The organism is Rathayibacter sp. PhB1, assembly GCF_004362935.1.
GTDB classification, from domain to species: domain Bacteria; phylum Actinomycetota; class Actinomycetes; order Actinomycetales; family Microbacteriaceae; genus Rathayibacter; species Rathayibacter festucae.
Genome location: NZ_SNYD01000005.1, coordinates 373,676 through 390,355 on the forward strand (window position 1 = coordinate 373,676; position 16,680 = coordinate 390,355).

Below are 16,680 nucleotides of genomic sequence, written 5' to 3' on the forward strand. Positions count from 1 at the left end.
AATGCTGGGGGCGGCGGGTCTCGATACGCCCCTGCGGGGCTACTCGACCAGCATGTGGGGCCTGCGGGGCTGCTCGGCCGGCAGGGGAGGCCTGCGGGGCTGCTCGGCCGGCAGGGGAAGCCTGCGGGGCTGCTCGGCCGGCAGGAAGGGCCGGCGGGCGGCGTGGGCGGAGGCGGCGAGTGCGTGCGGTCCGCCCGCGACCTTGGTGACGACACGCGCTCCGGGATCCACCTCGAGGAAGCGCTGCAGGGTGTCGGGATCGAGCAGGCTCGGGACGGTGTCGTCGGTGCGGACGGAGGCGTGGCTGTCGCTGAACGCGGGGCCGAGTGGCGTGGCCGTGTCGCTGACTCCCGAGACGCCGAGCATCGCCAGGGTGCCGGCGTCGCGCGCGGCCCGCGCGTGCTCGAGCGGGCCGTCGAGGCGGCGGGTCTCGAGGTAGGAGCGGCCCCAGTTGATCGCGGTGCCGAAGCCGTGGCGGGAGGCGAGGTCGAGCTCGGTCGGCAGGTCGAGGAAGCCCTTCGCCGGGCCGGGCCCCTCGAAGGAGTCGCAGTGCTCGATCACGAACCGCACGCCGTGCGCGTCCCAGCCGGCGATCTCGGCGAGACTCCGCGAGAACGCCGCTCGGGCGGCGTCCGCCGTCGCACGCGTCACCCGCGGCGCCGAGTGGAGCAGCACCGCGTCGACGACCGCGCGACGCTCGCTCTCGTTCACCGATACTGCGGCAGCGACGGCCCGTCGCACCAGCGCGACCGCCGCGCCCCGGGGCTCCTCGACCGGATCCGCCAGCCCGACCCCGCGCTCGAGCACCGCCGGCAGCAGGGTGAGCACGTGCGTCCCCCCGCGGCGCAGCAGCCGCAGCAGCTCCGCCTCGTCGGGCACGAAGGCGCTGCCGAACGGGATCTCGAACCCCGAGCACCCGGTGACGAGCGCGATCCGCTCGTGGAAGGCGTCGAAGGCGACGGCGTCGCGACGCGCGTGCTCCGGCAGTGACGGGTACGCCCCGACGAGCATCTAGCGGGCGCCGTCGACCCGCGCCGCCCCGGGCAGGCGCAGGTCGCGGATGTAGGCGGCGAGCTCCAGCAGCGGTGCGCCCTCGTGCGCGCCGATGCCCTCGGGCTTCCAGCGGCTGATCGGCTCGATCGCCAGACGCGAGCTGTGCCGGAGGTAGTACTTCGCCGAGGTCGGATAGCGGGAGTTTATCGTGTGCTCGGCGACCGTCAGCAGGCGCTGCACGGCGACGGCCGTCTCGGCGGGCTCGTCGTCGTAGTGCTCGCAGAGCCAGGCCACGTGCTCCGGGTAGATGTTCGCGGCGTAGCCGCTGAGACCCGCGGCACCCGCGCGGAGCGAGTCGGTGAGGGAGGAGATCTGCGCGTTGTAGAGCTTCAGGCGGGTGCCCGCGATCGCGGCGAGGCGCTCCTGCATGGTCTCGAGCGAGTGCGAGGTGTCCTTGTAGAAGACGAAGCGGCCGGTCCCGGCCATCCAGGCGACGGTCTCGGTCGAGGGCAGGCGCTTGAACGGCACCGGGCACTCGTAGATCCCGAAGTCGACCCCCGGCACGGTGTCGAGGATGTGCTGCACCGTCGCGCGCCACTCCTCCTCGGTGGTGGTGAGCCCGCCGACCAGCGAGGAGATCAGCACGACCGCGTCGACCCCGGTCGCGGCCATCGCGGCAGCGGACGCGGCCTGCTCGTCCGGGGTGCCCGAGGAGACGGAGGAGGCGACCACCGGGACGCGGCCGGCGGAGCGGGCGACGACCCGCGTCGCGAGGGCGAGGCGCTCCTCCTCGGTGAGGTCGTACATCTCGCTGGAGAGCGCGACGGTGAAGATGCCGGCGGCGCCGTTGTCGATCAGCCAGTCCGTGAGGGCGTCGACCTGCTCGAAGTCGAGCGAGCGGTCCTCGCGGAACGGGGTGAGCATGACGGGCCAGCCGCCGTGGGGGAGGGTGCTGCCGGTCGCCTTCGGGGCGATGGCGGTCTCGGTGGTGGTCATGTCGATCCTTCGGTGTGAGAGAGGTGGTCGGCGCGGAGAAGCGGTCGGGCGGAGCGGTCGGCGAGGTCGGCGGAACCGGGCGGTCAGCCCTTGAGGGATCCGCTGACGAGGTCGAGGCGCCAGTAGCGCTGCAGGAAGAGGAAGAGCGCGATCAGCGGGATGGTCGAGACGAGGCAGCCCATGATCACGACGTTGTAGGTGTTGGGCTGGTCGTTGCCCTGGTTCATCAGCGAGTAGAAGCCGACCGTCAGCGGGAACATGTCGGTGCGCGAGAGCATGATGAAGGGGAGCAGGAAGTTGTTCCAGATGCCGACGAAGTGCAGCAGGAACACGGTGATCAGCCCGGGCACCATCGGGTAGACGGCGATCCGCGAGAAGATCCGCCACTCGCTCGCCCCGTCGATCCGCCCGGCCTCGAGCATCTCGGTGGGCACCACCGCGGTGGCGTAGATGCGGCAGAGGTAGATGCTGAACGGGCTGATCATGCAGGGCAGCAGCACCGACCAGTAGGTGCCGGCGATCCCGACGGAGGAGAGCAGCAGGTACTGCGGGATCGCGAGGATGACCCCGGGGATGAGCACTCCGATCAGCAGGAAGTTGAAGACGAGCTTCTTCCCGCGGAAGGAGTACTTCGCGAGGCCGTAGCCGGCGAGGGCGGAGACGGCGGTGCCGAGCAGTCCGCCGCCGCCGGCGAAGATCAGGCTGTTCAGGCACCAGGACCAGAACGCGCCGTTGCCGACCCCGAGCAGCAGGGCGAAGTTCTCCTGGAACCCGCCGGTGAAGCTCGGCCAGAGCGAGAAGGTGGTGAACAGCTCGCCCGAGCGCTTGGTCGCGGCCGTGAAGAGCCAGAAGACGGGCAGGAGGCAGTAGACGGCTCCGACGAGCAGGACCGCGGTGGGCCAGAACGCGGCCCGCGGCCGGGTGATCGTGGGGCCCCGGCGGCGGGAGCGGACCGACTGCGCGGCCCGGCGCGGGTCCTCGAGGACGGGCGGGAGCTTCGTGAGGGTGTCGGTCATGGTCAGTCTTCTCCGAAGGCGCGCGACTGCAGGAACCGCAGCAGGCCGAGCGAGGCGATGAGGGTGAGGAGGGTGACCACGACCGAGGTCGCCGAAGCGGAGAACAGGTCGTTGGTCACGAAGGCGTCGCGGTAGATCAGCATCATCGGCACCCAGTCCGAGCCGATCACCGTGGTGAGCGTCACGAGCGTGTTCGGCTCCGAGAAGACCTGCAGTGCGCCGATGACGGAGAAGAGCCCGGTCATGATCACTCCCGGCACGATCAGCGGCAGCTTGATGCGCAGCGCGAGCTGGCGCTCGGAGCAGCCGTCGATGCGGGCGGCGTCGTAGATCTCGGACGGCAGACCGCGCAACGAGGTGTAGAGGATCACCATGTTGAAGCCGACCGAGCCCCAGATCGCGATGTTCGCGACCGAGAGGAACACCGAGTCCGGTCCGAGGAAGATCGGAGCGGGCAGCCCCAGAGCGGTCGCCGCATCGACGAAGGGGCTCACGCCCGGGAGGTAGAGGAACCCCCACATCAGCGCGGCGATCACGCCCGGGACCGCGTAGGGCACGAAGATCGCGATCCGCGAGAACCGGCCGAAGCGGGTGGACAGGTTGTCGAGCAGGAGCGCGAACACCAGCGCGAGGATCATCGTCACCGGGACCGAGAGCAGCGCATAGGTCAGCATCCGGCCGAAGCCGGCCCAGAGCGCGGGGTCCGCGAGGGTGCGCGCGTAGTTGTCGAAGCCGACGAACGTCTCCTTCTTCACGCCCAGCCCGCTGCCGCTGACGGTGTTGCCGCGGAAGCTGAGCCAGACCGTGTAGAGCAGCGGGAGGGCGAGGAGAGCGACGGCGAGCAGGACCGCGGGGGCGACGAAGAACCAGGGTGCCGCGCGCGGGGCGAGGGTCGAGGGGCGCCCGGTCCGGGGCGCGGCGGTGGTCGTCACGGGAGCCTCACTGCCCGGCGACGTCGTAGCCGGACTTCTCGAGGTCCGCGACGGTCGCCTCCTGAACGCTCGCGAGGGCCTCCGCGAAGCTGCCCTTCTCGTTGACGGCGGCGCTGAAGGCGTTGTTGAAGGCGTCGTAGGCGACCGAGACGTTCGGCCCCCAGGTCACCGAGGCCGTCATCTGGTCGATCTCGTCGGCGGTGGCGTAGAAGTCGGTCTGCTCGGGCAGCAGCGCCGGGGCCTGCTGCAGCTCGGGCAGCTCGCGGCCGGAGAGCGCGGCGGGCCAGATGCTGGCGTACTCGATGTACGCCTCGAGGGCCTCGGTCGAGGTGTTCAGCCAGAGCGCGAACTCGCGCGCCTGCTCCGGGTGGTCGGAGCCGGTGGTCACGATCGTGCCGCTGCCGCCCAGGACTCCCGAGCTCGGGTCGGACGGGGTCCACTGCGGGATCGGCACCGCGGCCCACTTCCCGATCGTGTCGGGCGCGTTGTTCTGCAGCAGCGGGGGAGTCCAGACCGCGCCGAGCCAGCTGGCCAGCGTGCCGTCGGCGAGCGCGGCCTGCCACTCCGGAGTGAAGGTCTTGAAGGTCGCGAGGCTGCCGTCGTCGACCAGGCCCTGCCAGTAGTCGGCGACCTTCTGCGAGGCGGGGTCGTCGATCGCGACCGTCCAGGTGCCGTCCTCCTGGCTCCACCACTCGGCGCCGGCCTGCTGGCTGAGCCCGGCGAACAGCTGCGCGTCGTTCGCGGGGAAGGTCGCGAGGTACTTCGTCGGGTCCGCGGCGTGCAGGGCCCGGGCGGCGTCGGCGTACTCGTCCCAGGTGGTCGGGACGGCCAGGCCGTTGGCCTCGAAGATGTCGGTGCGGTAGTAGAGGAACATCGGCGCGGTGCCCTGCGGGACGGCGTAGTTCACGTCGTCGAACGTCGTCAGCTCCCAGGCGGGGCCGGCCGTCTCCGCCTCCCGGTCGCCCATGATCGAGGTGACGTCGGAGGCGATCTCGCTCGTGATCAGGTTCGGCAGGTTCTCGTAGGTGGTGTTCGAGAGGTCCGGCAGGGTGCCGGCCTGCTTCGCCGCGCTGAGCTTCGCGACGATCTCCGCGCCGCCGGTCGAGGTGTTGACCTCCACCTGGATGTCGGGGTTCGCCTGGTTCCAGACGTCGACGATCTTCTCGATGTTGGGGGCCCACGACCAGTACTCGAGGGTGACGGGGCCGTCGGCGTCGCCTGTCGCGGCCGGGCTGGTCGCGCCGGTGCAGCCCGCCAGGAGGGCGGCGGCGGCGAGGGCGGTCACGGCCGCGAGCGGCCTGCGGAACTTCGTCGTTCTCATCGGTGTCTTCATCCCTGCGTGAATCCTCTGCTGCTCTGCAGAAGGCGCGTCGCGTCGTGGATCCGGGTTTCGTTACCGGTAACGAACTGTGCGACAGGATCACCGTAGAGCGCCGTCCGCGACTCCGCAAGGATTAATCGTTACCGGTCACGATTCGGGGATCGAAGGGTCAGCGGTCGAGGTTCCGCGGGCTCGCGGATCCCTCAGGCGGGAGGGGCGGTCGACGCGCGCACGACGAGCTCCGGCGCCGGGTAGTCGACGGTGCCCGCCCGGTCGGACTCCTCGACCAGGGCGATCAGCGCCAGCGCGGAGGCGCGGCCCATCGCCGTGAAGTCCTGGCGGACGGTCGTCAGCGGCGGGTGGAAGAACTCCGCCTCGGCGATGTCGTCGAAGCCGACGACGCTGACGTCCTCGGGGATCCGCCGGCCGTTGTCGTGCAGCCAGAGCAGCAGCCCGAGCGCCATCCGGTCGTTCGCCGCGACGACCGCCGTGACGCCGGCCTCCGCGAAGAGCTGCGGAGCGGCCGCGTAGCCGGAGCGGGAGGACCAGTCGCCGTGCACGAGCGGACGGGTGGGCAGCGCCGCCTCGGCCATGCACTGCTGGTAGGTGCGCGCGCGGTCCTGCGCGGAGATCCAGCGCTCGGGGCCGGCGAGGTGCGCGATGCGCTGGTGGCCGAGCTCCAGCAGGTGCGAGACGGCGAGCCGCGTGCCGACCACCGACGAGCCGTCCGTCCGCTCGCCGCCGCGGTCGATGTGGATCGGGATCGGCAGGTCGAGCGTGCGCAGCGTCGCATCGACCTCGTCGGTGGGCGCGGTGGCGAGGATGCCCTCCAGGTCACGGCTGCCGAGCGCGTCCAGAGCGTCGGCGAGCTCGACGTCGTCGGAGGTGTCGAGGCTGATGATGTCCAGCGAGTAGCCGGCCCGGCGGGCGGCGTCGCTCGCCCCCTGCATCGTCTTGCCCGGGCCGGTCCCGGACAGCTCGTGCACCAGTGCCCCGAGGCGGTGCGTGCGCCGGGTGGCGAGCGAGCGCGCCGTGGCGTTGGTCCGGTAGTTGAGCGTCCGCAGCGCCTCCTCGACCCGGACCCGGTTCGCCGGGCGGATGCCGCCGGTCCCCGTCAGGAACCGCGACACCGTCTGATGCGAGACCCCCGCCGCCCGGGCGACGTCGTAGATGGTCGCCGCGCGCTGCTGCCTGTCGGCCATGCTCGTCCCCCGCCGCCTGATCCCGTGTTAGCGGTAACGATAGGGCAGTGGCCGCCCGGAGGCGGGGAGGAGGGCGGGCGGGGCCGAGCCGAGAGCCGCTGAAGCAGGGCTCCTGGTGCGTCCGTCGCGGTCCCTGCTGAAAGCGAGTGTGCAGACCAGCCCCGCAGACGACGGTGGGCCTTGCTCGAGACGCCCGCACACTTGCTGGTCGAGTAGCGCCGGAGGCACGTATCGAGACCCACCCACCCCAGCGACGTCGGTCGGGGTCAGGACCCGCTGAGCGCCTCCTCCTCCGCCGCCACGTCCTTCTGCACCGCGAACTGCGTCCGGTGCAGCTCCTCGTAGCGGCCGGCCGCGGCGAGCAGCTCCTCGTGCGTGCCGCGCTCGACGATCCTGCCGTCCTCGATCACGAGGATCAGGTCGGCGCTGCGGATGGTGGAGAGGCGGTGGGCGATCACCATCGCGGTCCGGCCCTCGAGCGCCTCGCTGAGCGCCGCCTGCACCGCGGCCTCCGAGGTGGAGTCGAGCGCCGCCGTCGCCTCGTCGAGGATGACGACGCGCGGCTGGGCGAGCAGGAGCCGCGCGATGGTCAGCCGCTGGCGCTCGCCGCCGGACAGGCGGTAGCCGCGCTCGCCGACGAGGGTGTCCAGCTGATCGGGCAGCGAGCGGATGAGCGGCTCGAGCCGCGCGCGGCGCAGGGCGTCCCACACCTCGTCGTCGGTCGACTCCGGACGGGCCAGGCGCAGGTTGGACAGGATCGTCTCGTGGAAGAGGTGGCCGTCCTGCGTCACCATCCCCAGGGTGTGCCGCATCGAGGCGAAGGTGACGTCGCGGACGTCGGTGCCGGCCAGGCGCACCGCGCCGCTGTCGACGTCGTAGAGGCGCGAGAGCAGCTGCGCGATCGTCGACTTGCCCGCCCCGGACGTGCCGACGAGCGCGACGGTCTGCCCCGGCTCGATCCGGAAGGAGAGGCCGTGCAGCACCTCCTCGCCGCCGCGGGTGTCGAGGACGGCGACCTCCTCCAGGGAGGCGAGCGACACCTTGTCCGCGGACGGGTAGGCGAAGCGGACGTCGTCGAACTCGACGGACACCGGGCCCTCTGGGACGGTGCCCGCGTCGGGCTTCTCCTGGATGAGCGGCTGGAGGTCGAGCACCTCGAAGACGCGCTCGAAGCTGACGACCGCGCTCATGATCTCGACGCGGGCGTTCGCGAGGCTGGTCAGCGGCGCGTAGAGGCGGGTGAGCAGGAGGGCCAGGGTGACGACCGCGCCGGTGTCCAGCTGCCCACCGAGCGCGAGGACGCCGCCGAGCCCGTAGACGAGCGCGAGGGCGAGCGCGGAGACGAGGGTCAGCGCGGTGACGAAGACGAGCTGCAGCATCGCCGTGCGGACCCCGATGTCGCGGACGCGGGCGGCGCGGACGCGGAACTCCTCGGCCTCCTCGTCCGGCCGGCCGAACAGCTTGACCAAAGTGGCGCCGGGCGCCGAGAAGCGCTCGGTCATCTGCGTGCTCATCGCGGAGTTGTGGTCGGCGGCCTCGCGGCGGAGCGCGGCGAGGCGGCTGCCCATCCGGCGCGCGGGGATGAGGAAGATCGGCAGCATGATCACCGCGAGGACGGTGACGAGCCAGGACGTGCTGAGCATGACGATCAGGGTGAGGACCAGCGCCACGACGTTGGTGACGACGCCGGAGAGCGTGCCGCTGAAGGCCTGCTGCGCGCCGATCACGTCGTTGTTGAGCCGGCTGACGAGGGCGCCCGTGCGAGTGCGGGTGAAGAACGCGATCGGCATCTTCTGCACGTGGTTGAAGACGGCGGTGCGCAGGTCGAGGATGACGCCCTCGCCGATCCGCGCCGAGTACCAGCGCGTGACGAGCGAGACGCCGGCGTCGGCCACGGCCACGACGGCGATGACCACGGCGAGCTGCACGATCGTCTCGACCGCACCCCGGGCGACGATGGTGTCGACCACCCGCCCGGCGAGCACCGGCGTCGCGACAGCGAGGAACGCGCCGACGACGCTGAGGCCGATGAAGAGGAGGAGGCGGGCGCGGTAGGGGACCGCGAAGGTCATGATGCGGCGCACGGACTCGCGGGAGATGCCGTGCTTGCCGCTCTGGGCGGAGGAGATCCGGTAGAGGGAGCTCCAGGCGACGCCTTCCATGCTCATGTGGGTGGGTCCTTCTGTGGAGTGGGGGGAGGTGATCGAGCTCGGTGTTGACGTACGACCAGTGACTAGGTGTTGCCGAAAGTGGTACGGCCGACGAGAAATGTGGCAGTGGTACTCGTGACGGGGTCGCTGAGCACAGGCGACACGGACGCTGTGTTGTGCCGCGGGCAGGGGCGCCATCCGACGGCAGCGCTGTTGACCCCGCTCGAGGTGTACTGAGGGCACGACGAATGACAAGACGAAGACCGCGATGCACTCTACGCCGCACTGATGAGCCGTGACGTCGTCATCGCCAGAGCGGTGGACGCTGGTTGTATCGCCGTCGAACGCGACCAATTCCGAGCCTGAATCGAACGCAACCGAGGTGCGGACGCCGCGGTCCCTTCGGCCCCCGTCAGCGACCGGCTGACGAACCCGAGCTGAAAGTCAAACCTGCGTGTGTCTCGCCAAGATCGCGGAGTGTGCATGGCGAGAAACAGGCAAACTGCACTCGCGCGCCAGAGCGCCCCCAAGCACTGTGGATCACCGCAACCCCCTCCAAGGCATGTTGCGAATCACGGCCCTCGTCTCAGCAGGCAACATCATCAGAGCCGCGGATGAATTTTCCTAGACCGACACGATCGGTTTGATAGACGTGACTTGAATTAGGCCGGGTACCCCACAGCCATGTGACGCCGGCGGCAGCGAAGCGGCGGCCCTGCGTACCCCCTTGCCCCGTTCACCACCTCGCGCACCCGCTACTGCGACCGCTCAAACTTCGCGAGGACATCACGGGCTCCGGACGAATACGCGTATGTCGACGGCTCCTCCGATGCAGCCCGGCGAAGAACAATGAGTAAAGTTGGACGTGCTGGTACGTCGACGAACGGAGCGCTTGTGAGCGACCTCGGTCCTATGACCTTGAGTGTCCATCCGACCGTCGTCTTCAAGCTGGGGGAAGACCTCATCACCGACGACCTCCAAGCTCTCGTCGAACTCATCAAGAACTCCTACGATGCAGGGTCTCCGGGCGCGGAAGTGAGCGTCGACACCCGTGTGTGGACCGACGCCGAGGGTGGCGATGTACCGTCCAGTGTCGCCGAACAGGCAAACACCGAGGCCGCTCGTCTGAGCGCCGAACTCGTTCGCCTGTTGCCGGCAACGTACTCACCTCAGCTCAATCTGAGCGAGGACGACATCCAGTTCATCCCAGCGCTTCTTGCTGCGTCAGAGGAATTGCTGGCCTCGACAAACGACACCCTTTCTTCGAATGACGCGAATCAGGTGGCGGACGCGGCTGCGCTCCTTCGCTCCCAGGCGACGTACCTTCGCGGCCGCATCATCGTAGCGGATGCAGGGTCTGGCATGGACCGGACCGATATTGAGCGTGGCTGGCTCACCGTCTCGGCCAGCCCCAAGCGCGAACTGAAACGGCGCATGCGGAATACTCCGGTCGTCGGGTCGAACTCCACCCGCACGCCTTTGGGTGACAAAGGCCTAGGGCGTCTCGGCGTACAACGACTGGGCCGCGTCGTCGACCTCGTCACGCGAACGCAAAATAGCGCACCGTTGGCCTGCACAATCGACTGGGCGCGCTTTCATACGGCTCACGCGCTACGCGATATCAACATCGACATCACCCGCGCCCCTGAGGAAACGCAAGTGGGTACCGCCATCACCATTCGCGGCCTGTCGTCACTGGACGCTTGGTCGAATGTGCGCGGGTTGCAAGCCAAACTTGCCGAACTGATCTCCCCGTACTCCCCAGCCCGCGGCTTCCGGGTACGTTTTCGCCTCAATGGTGAAAGTATTGACCTACAGAACGTGTCGCAACGCGTTCTCGATGCCTCGGCGGTCCGCTACCTCCTCGACTACCGCGACGGTGTCCTCACCATCAGGGGATCTGTACGTGCCGAATTTCTTCTACCTGACCGCGATGAGGACAAAACTGCAGAGTGGGAACGCCTCATCCGCCCTGATAATGGTTTTGCGTTCCTCGAGGAGGCGCTCGCCTCCGGGCGCAGGTTGAGCAAGCTTGGGGTCGAGCACGGTGACGATCAGCGTTTCTGCCATTTCACGACCGAGGTAGTTCTCGCCGACGTTGAGGCTGAAGCAGATCTCGACCAGCGTGGTCGACCTGAGCTAGCGGACCCGGGGCCTTTCACCGCCCGCGTTGATGTTCTTCAGCGACGCGCTGCTTCTAGTCATTTCGACTCGAGTGCCGAGTTTAGAAGTTGGATAAAGGAAGCCGCAGGCGTACGGATATACCGAGATGGTTTTGGTATCCGCACCAAATCGGATTGGTTGAATTTCGAGCGGTGGATGACGGGCTTGTCTTATTATGCTATCCGTCCCAGTAATGTAATTGGTTACGTCGACATTGGCGCTCAAGCCAACGCGCAACTGGAAGAGACGACTAGTCGAGAAGAGTTTCGCGACACCGCGCACTTCCGGAACTTTGTCCGCCTCTTTGGTCACTGGTTGAGCATTACCGAGGAGTTTCAGACAGCGCTGGGACGTGACTATCTTGACTATGTCAAGAAGATGACGCCGACCCCCGCGGGAATCACGCCTACCTCCACCTCCGCGGAGATCGGCCAGGATATCAAGCATGCTCTCGGCCAAGTATCCGCTGCTGCTGAGAATGTGCAGAAAGGTGAATTCGCTCGCCAAAATCTCACCGGTGCCGCCGATGCCCTGGTGGCCGAGGCCGAAACGCTGGAGCGGGAGATTTTCTCTGACCCGGGGCTTGTTGCTCGGGTGCGTGACCTCGCACGCCAGGTGACCGAGGCGATAGAGCAGTTGAACGCCGCGACCGAGCCTGTCCGCCAAGCGGCTGCCGAGTCGGTTGAGCGCCGAAACAGCGTCGATCTGCTCCTCGGGAGGTTGCAGGAGGCGCGGGATCAAGTTTCCGACGGTTGGGAGCTGATGTCTCTCGGCATTACGGCGGAAACGGTCTCCCACGAAATCCTCAATCTCACGGGGCGCCTGGGCGCTTCAAGCCGTCAGATCGCAAAATATAACGATATGCAACTGCGGGACGCGCGGATGGGGACTTACGTAGAGCACGTGCGTTCTACTACTCAATCGCTGCAGAAGCAGGCCTCGCGAATGGACGCGTCCTTGCGGTACGTGCGGGAGCGTCGCGCCCTCGTGGATGTCGGCGATCTCTCCCGCAGGTTGGTTTCTTACTTCGAGGAGGCAGCGACCGCCCCCGGCATCCAGTTCGAAGTGGTGGAACGGACGCCGCTTCGAGTGAAAACGAGCGAAGGTAAACTTTCGCAGGCTCTGGACAACCTGCTGTTGAACGCGTCGTATTGGGTGAACATCAACGGCACTGACGGGCACGAGCCGCGCATCCGCATCAGCATTGACGCCCCATACCTGACCGTCGAAGACAATGGTCCGGGCGTGGAAAAGAGCGTCGAAGCAGCGCTGTGGGACCCCTTCACCACCCGCAAGCCCCGCGGAGTCGGCAGAGGTCTCGGGTTGTTTGTCACCAAGCAGCTACTCGAAACTGAAGGTCTTATTGCAAGTCTTGACCATGAACGCAACGACCGTGGGAACCGATTCAGGTTCCGCGTCGACTTCACGCACCCGTTGGAGGGGGAATGACGGAAGCGCTAGAAAACACTATGATCGCCGAGACATTGCACGCTCTAGGCGTGACCCGGGTCATTGTCATCGACGACGAAGTTGATGCTGCGGAGGCCGAAAACGCGCTCCTTCGGGTGCGCAGCGACATCTCGGCCGCTCGGAAGGTTCTAGTAGACCTGGCCGGGGCGTACCCGGACTCCGACCTGACTGATATCCGAGGTGAGCTACTCCATAATGACGACGAACTTCGCGACGCTCTGACCGCACTGTGGGGCGATCTGCAAGACGAGGAGCGTCACCGCCTGCAGGATGCGACCCGCGGGGTCGAGACGCCCTACCTCAACCGTATTGCGCACTATTTGCCGAAGGATGTCACCTTTCTTCCCCAAGGTGCGCGAGGCTGGCACTCTGAAAGCTATCTTTCCCTTTTTGAAGAAAATACTCCTACTTTAGTGTTCTTCGATCAAAATCTCACCGACGCGGGTCTGGGTGAAAAGGGCGGGGAACGGCTTTTGAGAGATCTTAAATCTCACAATTTCGCAAGTGTTTTCTGTGGCCTTCTCACCCAAGAGGTTCGCAATCTTGAAAGTGAAAGCGAGGCATCCTCTCGCCTAGGCACGGCGGACGAAGCCGTCCCTGTTCTCGGCAAGTTTCGTCTCGACTCCGCGAAACAGTTCGCCCTCGGGATGCAGGCGTTCATTCTCGCGCACGACCTGCACCGGCTACGCAGTCACGTATTAGATGCAACGGCGGTGGCTTTTACCGCGGCGCTCAGCACCACCGGCAACCTCGCTTACGTTACCTTGCTCGCGGCGGCGCGAAGCGCGTACGGCGAAGGTTTGTACGAAGGCTCCGGCGTTGCCCGGATGATGTCAACTGCCCTTCGCCGTAATGTGGAGACAGCGCTCGTCTCAAACGTTCCGAAAGAGGCGGTAAACCGTATCCGTCAGGTTATGGATATTGAGCTGGACCTCGGGCACCCAGACCCGGCTGAGGTAGGGCCGGTCGAGGACGCCTTCGAGAACGCCGAGCATCTCTGCGCGGCGCTATCGCCCACCGACGTGGGCGACATCTACGAGTTCTCCGGCGCGAACGGCGCGTCAATGCTCTACATCCTGCTCGCTCAGCCATGCGACCTACAGGTGCGCAGCCGCGGCGCCCGGGATAATGCCAGCAGCGGGTACTTCGTCCTGGCGCGACTTATACAGGAGGGTGAGCCCATCCCGCCTCGTGGCGATGATGAAGAAGATATTGACAGTGACTACCACGACGCGCCTCGCACCCTTAGCGTCGGGATACTCCCGGGGCGCGCGGGTAACTGGAAGATTAACCTCGCCGATCGAGCGTTCATGCCGCCTGAGCTCTTGGATGCTTGCGTGCTGAATTTCGACGGCACTAGCCGTATCCCGACCGGAGTCCCCGACGAAGACATCCCGACGCAATCGTGGGCGAAATGGCGTAAGAAGGTCGACGCGTGGGGCATTAGAAAGGTTGACTCGGCCCGTCAGGCCTACCGACAGTTTCCGGGCTCGCAACTGAAGATCGAGCATCGGCAGGCAGTCGTCGACCTGGTGGTGAAGGGCGACCTAGGCCGTCAGTTCGTGGATGGAAAGGTCAGTATCAACGCGTCGGTCGACTCCAACGATAAGGGGAAGAATCACGAGTTGGTGGCCGGAATCCGCCGCGTCGGGCGCCTATCCGCTGCGCACGCGAAGGCCCTGCTCATCCAGTACTCGCACTTCCACACCCGCCCGGACCTGCCTCAGTCTTTGCTCAAGGCGGTCGATCCTCGCAAAGCGAAGGTGCCTAAGACGCTGCAGTAGCAAATAGAAGCTGGCGCGTCAGCTCGGTGTCGCGAGGCGCGAAGGCGGCTCCTGAGTGAAACCCTCCAACGACCAGCCGCTAGGCTCAGCGGAAGATGATTTTGTCGACCTGCCTCGCTGCACCATGTCGACCGTGACCGCCTCGCCGCCGTCGACGGCCGCTCTGTTGGCGACCCGACTCGCCGCCCGGTCCGCAGCCGACGCCACGTTCTGGGATTTCTCCTCGATTTACGGGCGCGATGGTGGGCATGGCTACTTCCAGTACCCCGCGATGATGGTGCCGGAGCTGCAGCGCGCGTTGCTCGAAGACCTCGTCGCCGTCGATCCTCGGGTCAGCCGGGTGTACGACCCGTTCATGGGTTCCGGCACGGTCATGCTGGAATCTCTCTACCTCGGTTTGGATTTCATCGGCTCCGACATCAACCCGATGGCGGTGTTGCTCAGCGCCGTCAAAGCCGACCCGCCGGCCAGCGATGCTGCTCGCCAGGCCGGTGTCGAGGTTCTCGCCCGCGCCCGCCGGTCTCGGCGGAGCCGTCCCATCACCTTCAACTTTCGTGACAAGTGGTTCGAACCGGACGTCAGCCTCGGCCTGACTCGGCTACGGTTTGCGATCCAGGCGATCTCGGACCAGCAGGTGAGGCGGTTCCTGTGGGTGTGCCTGGCGGAGACGGTGCGCTTCGTCTCCAACAGTCGTCCGTCCACCTTCAAGTTGCACCTCTACAGCGACGCAGACCTCGCCGCGCGTAAACCGGACGCTGTTCGCCAGTTCGCAGCCGTGTTAGTGAGCAACGTCGAACGCATTCGTGCGCATGAGCGAACCCTGATAAGGACGGCGCATGCCCCAACGCTTCTGCGCGCGAGTGTGAATGACGCGCTTCCCCCCCGAACAGAACTTGCAGACGTCCTGATGACGTCGCCTCCCTACGGAGATAATCACACCACCGTCCCCTATGGACAGTACAGCTACCTGCCGTTGCAATGGATCGATCCTGCTGACCTGGTGGGTGATGTTGATCCGTCGGACTTCGAGGTGCCGGGGCGCTTGGACACCCTCAGCCTCGGCGGTAACCGGTACACCGCTCGCCCCGTGCCCGCGCACTTACGCGATGAAGTGCCGAGCCTCGTGAAGTGGCTCAGTGAACGTGAAGTGCAGGATGCCACGACGCAGAAAGTTGTCACCTTCGTGGACGACTATCGGATAGCTTTGCGCCACGCCATCGGACGTGTTCGGGCCGGCGGGTTCGCATTCCTGACGCTGGGCGAGAGGCGCGTAAGCGGTGCCGACGTCCCCCTGGTGCGGTTCACGCAGGAGGTGCTCGAGGCTGCGGGCCTAACGTGGGTGACCCGCGTTGAGCGGTTGCTTCCCTCGCGTAAGCGCATTGCTACCCGTAACGCGCGAGGCGAGACGATGATCCGTGAGACCGTTCTCGTCATGCAGAAGGCGTGAGCGCCGACTCTGCCCGGCATGGTGGGGGTTTGACCCTTCTTGCCGTCCTCGCTAACCCCACTCTCACTCCCCGTTCCCGTACCGAACGCCAGGTCGAGGTGGCGGCGCAATTGCTCGGCTTTGAGGTTGTTGAGCTGGGGAACGTCTTCAACATTCCCAGCCCCAGCTCCCGCGACATCAGCCATCTTGGGGCGGCGGAGACAGGGTGGGTGTCGGCGAGGGAAAACTTGGAGGATGCTTTGCGGCGCGCGGACGGAGTCCTTGTAGCGTTCGGGAGCATTAACGCCTCGGGAACCGCTCGCGTACACCTGGCGGCTCAGCTTGATTGGCTGTCCTCGCGTTTGCAGGCGAGCCCGGCGCTGGACACATGGCAGGTCGGCAGCGCACGTCACCCGTCTCGGTGGCATCAATATGTCAGTGACGTACATGGTCGGACAGCCGGTGGCTCGTTCCCCCAGCGCCTAGCCCAGGTCCTTCATCCGGTACCTCTTCAACGGCGTGTTTGGGATGTCGCGCGGTCCACCGTGCGGCCGGTCGAGCTCGAGTCGAGCCGCCGGCAGTGCCCGTCGAGTTGAGCGGCGGCAAGTCCGATGGGGAAATGGGGTATCGGCGCCGGACGATCCAGGGGGATCACGCGTGCTCGAGGTAGAGCTCGGGGGACCAGCACCGTCTACCAAGATGAAACGGATCCCTGTGTCTCCGCAACATCTTCTGGGGTAACCCGCACGGCAGCGTCCCGTCATCGAGCCAGCCACCTGCTCGTCCACGCTCTATCCCTGCGGCAGCACCGTCTCCACCCCCGACGCCAGGTTTTGCGCGGAGATCTAACGATCCGGCACCCCGTCCCCGACGTCCTTCTTGTACGCGACGCGCGTGTCGTCCGGCGAGAGCGAGGGGCATTCCGTCGGGTCTTGGATCGCCATCGTCGTCCGCGCGGACATGCTCCCGCGCACCAGCCACGTCAGCGAGCCGGACGCCGCGGTCGCGTGATAGGTGTCCCCGTCGGTGGCGACGGTGACGCGCCAGAGGTTAGCGCCGAAGAGCTGGACGAGCCCGGCCACGGGTCCGGGGCCGTCGAGCTCGAAGAACTCTGGCGAAGGCGCCATGCGAAGTGCCGAGTTAACGGCTCGCAGCTAACCTCGCTCGTCCTCACAGGTTTGCGCCGACGAGAGGACCTGGGCCGCAGGAGCGACCACTACCCACAAG

General features: G+C 66.8%; 11 protein-coding genes. 3 read left to right on the plus strand and 8 right to left on the minus strand.

Going from position 1 to position 16,680, the window contains the following annotated elements; genetic code table 11:
- Positions 1–39: 39 nt before the first annotated feature.
- The 7 genes from EDF17_RS14760 to EDF17_RS14790 form a co-directional block, all read right to left on the minus strand.
- The gene (locus EDF17_RS14760) at positions 40–1,011 is read right to left on the minus strand and encodes a DUF4862 family protein (protein ID WP_123447365.1); all 972 of its coding nucleotides are present in this window, start codon (positions 1,009–1,011) and stop codon (positions 40–42) included.
- A complete protein-coding gene (locus EDF17_RS14765) occupies positions 1,012–1,989 on the minus strand; it encodes a dihydrodipicolinate synthase family protein (protein ID WP_123447366.1) in 978 nt (325 codons plus the stop codon).
- A gap of 83 nt (positions 1,990–2,072) precedes the next feature.
- A complete protein-coding gene (locus EDF17_RS14770) occupies positions 2,073–3,005 on the minus strand; it encodes a carbohydrate ABC transporter permease (protein ID WP_123447367.1) in 933 nt (310 codons plus the stop codon).
- A gap of 2 nt (positions 3,006–3,007) precedes the next feature.
- Complete coding sequence (locus tag EDF17_RS14775) at positions 3,008–3,937, minus strand: sugar ABC transporter permease (protein ID WP_123447368.1); 930 nt, start codon at positions 3,935–3,937, stop codon at positions 3,008–3,010.
- 7 nt (positions 3,938–3,944) lie between these two features.
- Positions 3,945–5,258: an extracellular solute-binding protein gene (locus tag EDF17_RS14780; protein WP_166649696.1), complete on the minus strand. Its 1,314-nt coding sequence runs from the start codon at positions 5,256–5,258 to the stop codon at positions 3,945–3,947.
- Between the two features lie 203 nt (positions 5,259–5,461).
- Positions 5,462–6,460, minus strand: a complete 999-nt coding sequence (locus EDF17_RS14785) for a LacI family DNA-binding transcriptional regulator (protein WP_123447370.1) — start codon at positions 6,458–6,460, stop codon at positions 5,462–5,464.
- Between the two features lie 266 nt (positions 6,461–6,726).
- The gene (locus tag EDF17_RS14790; RefSeq protein WP_123447371.1) at positions 6,727–8,628 is read right to left on the minus strand and encodes an ABC transporter ATP-binding protein; all 1,902 of its coding nucleotides are present in this window, start codon (positions 8,626–8,628) and stop codon (positions 6,727–6,729) included.
- An 876-nt stretch (positions 8,629–9,504) separates the two neighbouring features.
- Between EDF17_RS14790 and EDF17_RS14795 the strand changes: the two genes are divergently transcribed.
- The 3 genes from EDF17_RS14795 to EDF17_RS14805 are packed head-to-tail and all read left to right on the plus strand — an operon-like array spanning position 9,505 to position 15,474.
- Positions 9,505–12,222 (plus strand): HAMP domain-containing sensor histidine kinase, encoded by a 2,718-nt coding sequence (locus tag EDF17_RS14795; RefSeq protein ID WP_166649697.1) that lies wholly within the window; start codon positions 9,505–9,507, stop codon positions 12,220–12,222.
- A gap of 20 nt (positions 12,223–12,242) precedes the next feature.
- Entirely contained in the window at positions 12,243–14,027 is a 1,785-nt protein-coding gene (locus tag EDF17_RS14800; RefSeq protein ID WP_133672088.1) for a hypothetical protein, read from the plus strand.
- Between the two features lie 55 nt (positions 14,028–14,082).
- Entirely contained in the window at positions 14,083–15,474 is a 1,392-nt protein-coding gene (locus EDF17_RS14805; RefSeq protein WP_133672090.1) for a DNA methyltransferase, read from the plus strand.
- Positions 15,475–16,298: 824 nt separating this feature from the next.
- On the opposite strand, the gene EDF17_RS14815 is transcribed toward EDF17_RS14805, so the two are convergent.
- On the minus strand, positions 16,299–16,580 hold the full coding sequence (locus EDF17_RS14815; RefSeq protein WP_123447377.1) for a hypothetical protein: 282 nt from the start codon (positions 16,578–16,580) through the stop codon (positions 16,299–16,301).
- Positions 16,581–16,680 lie beyond the last annotated feature (100 nt).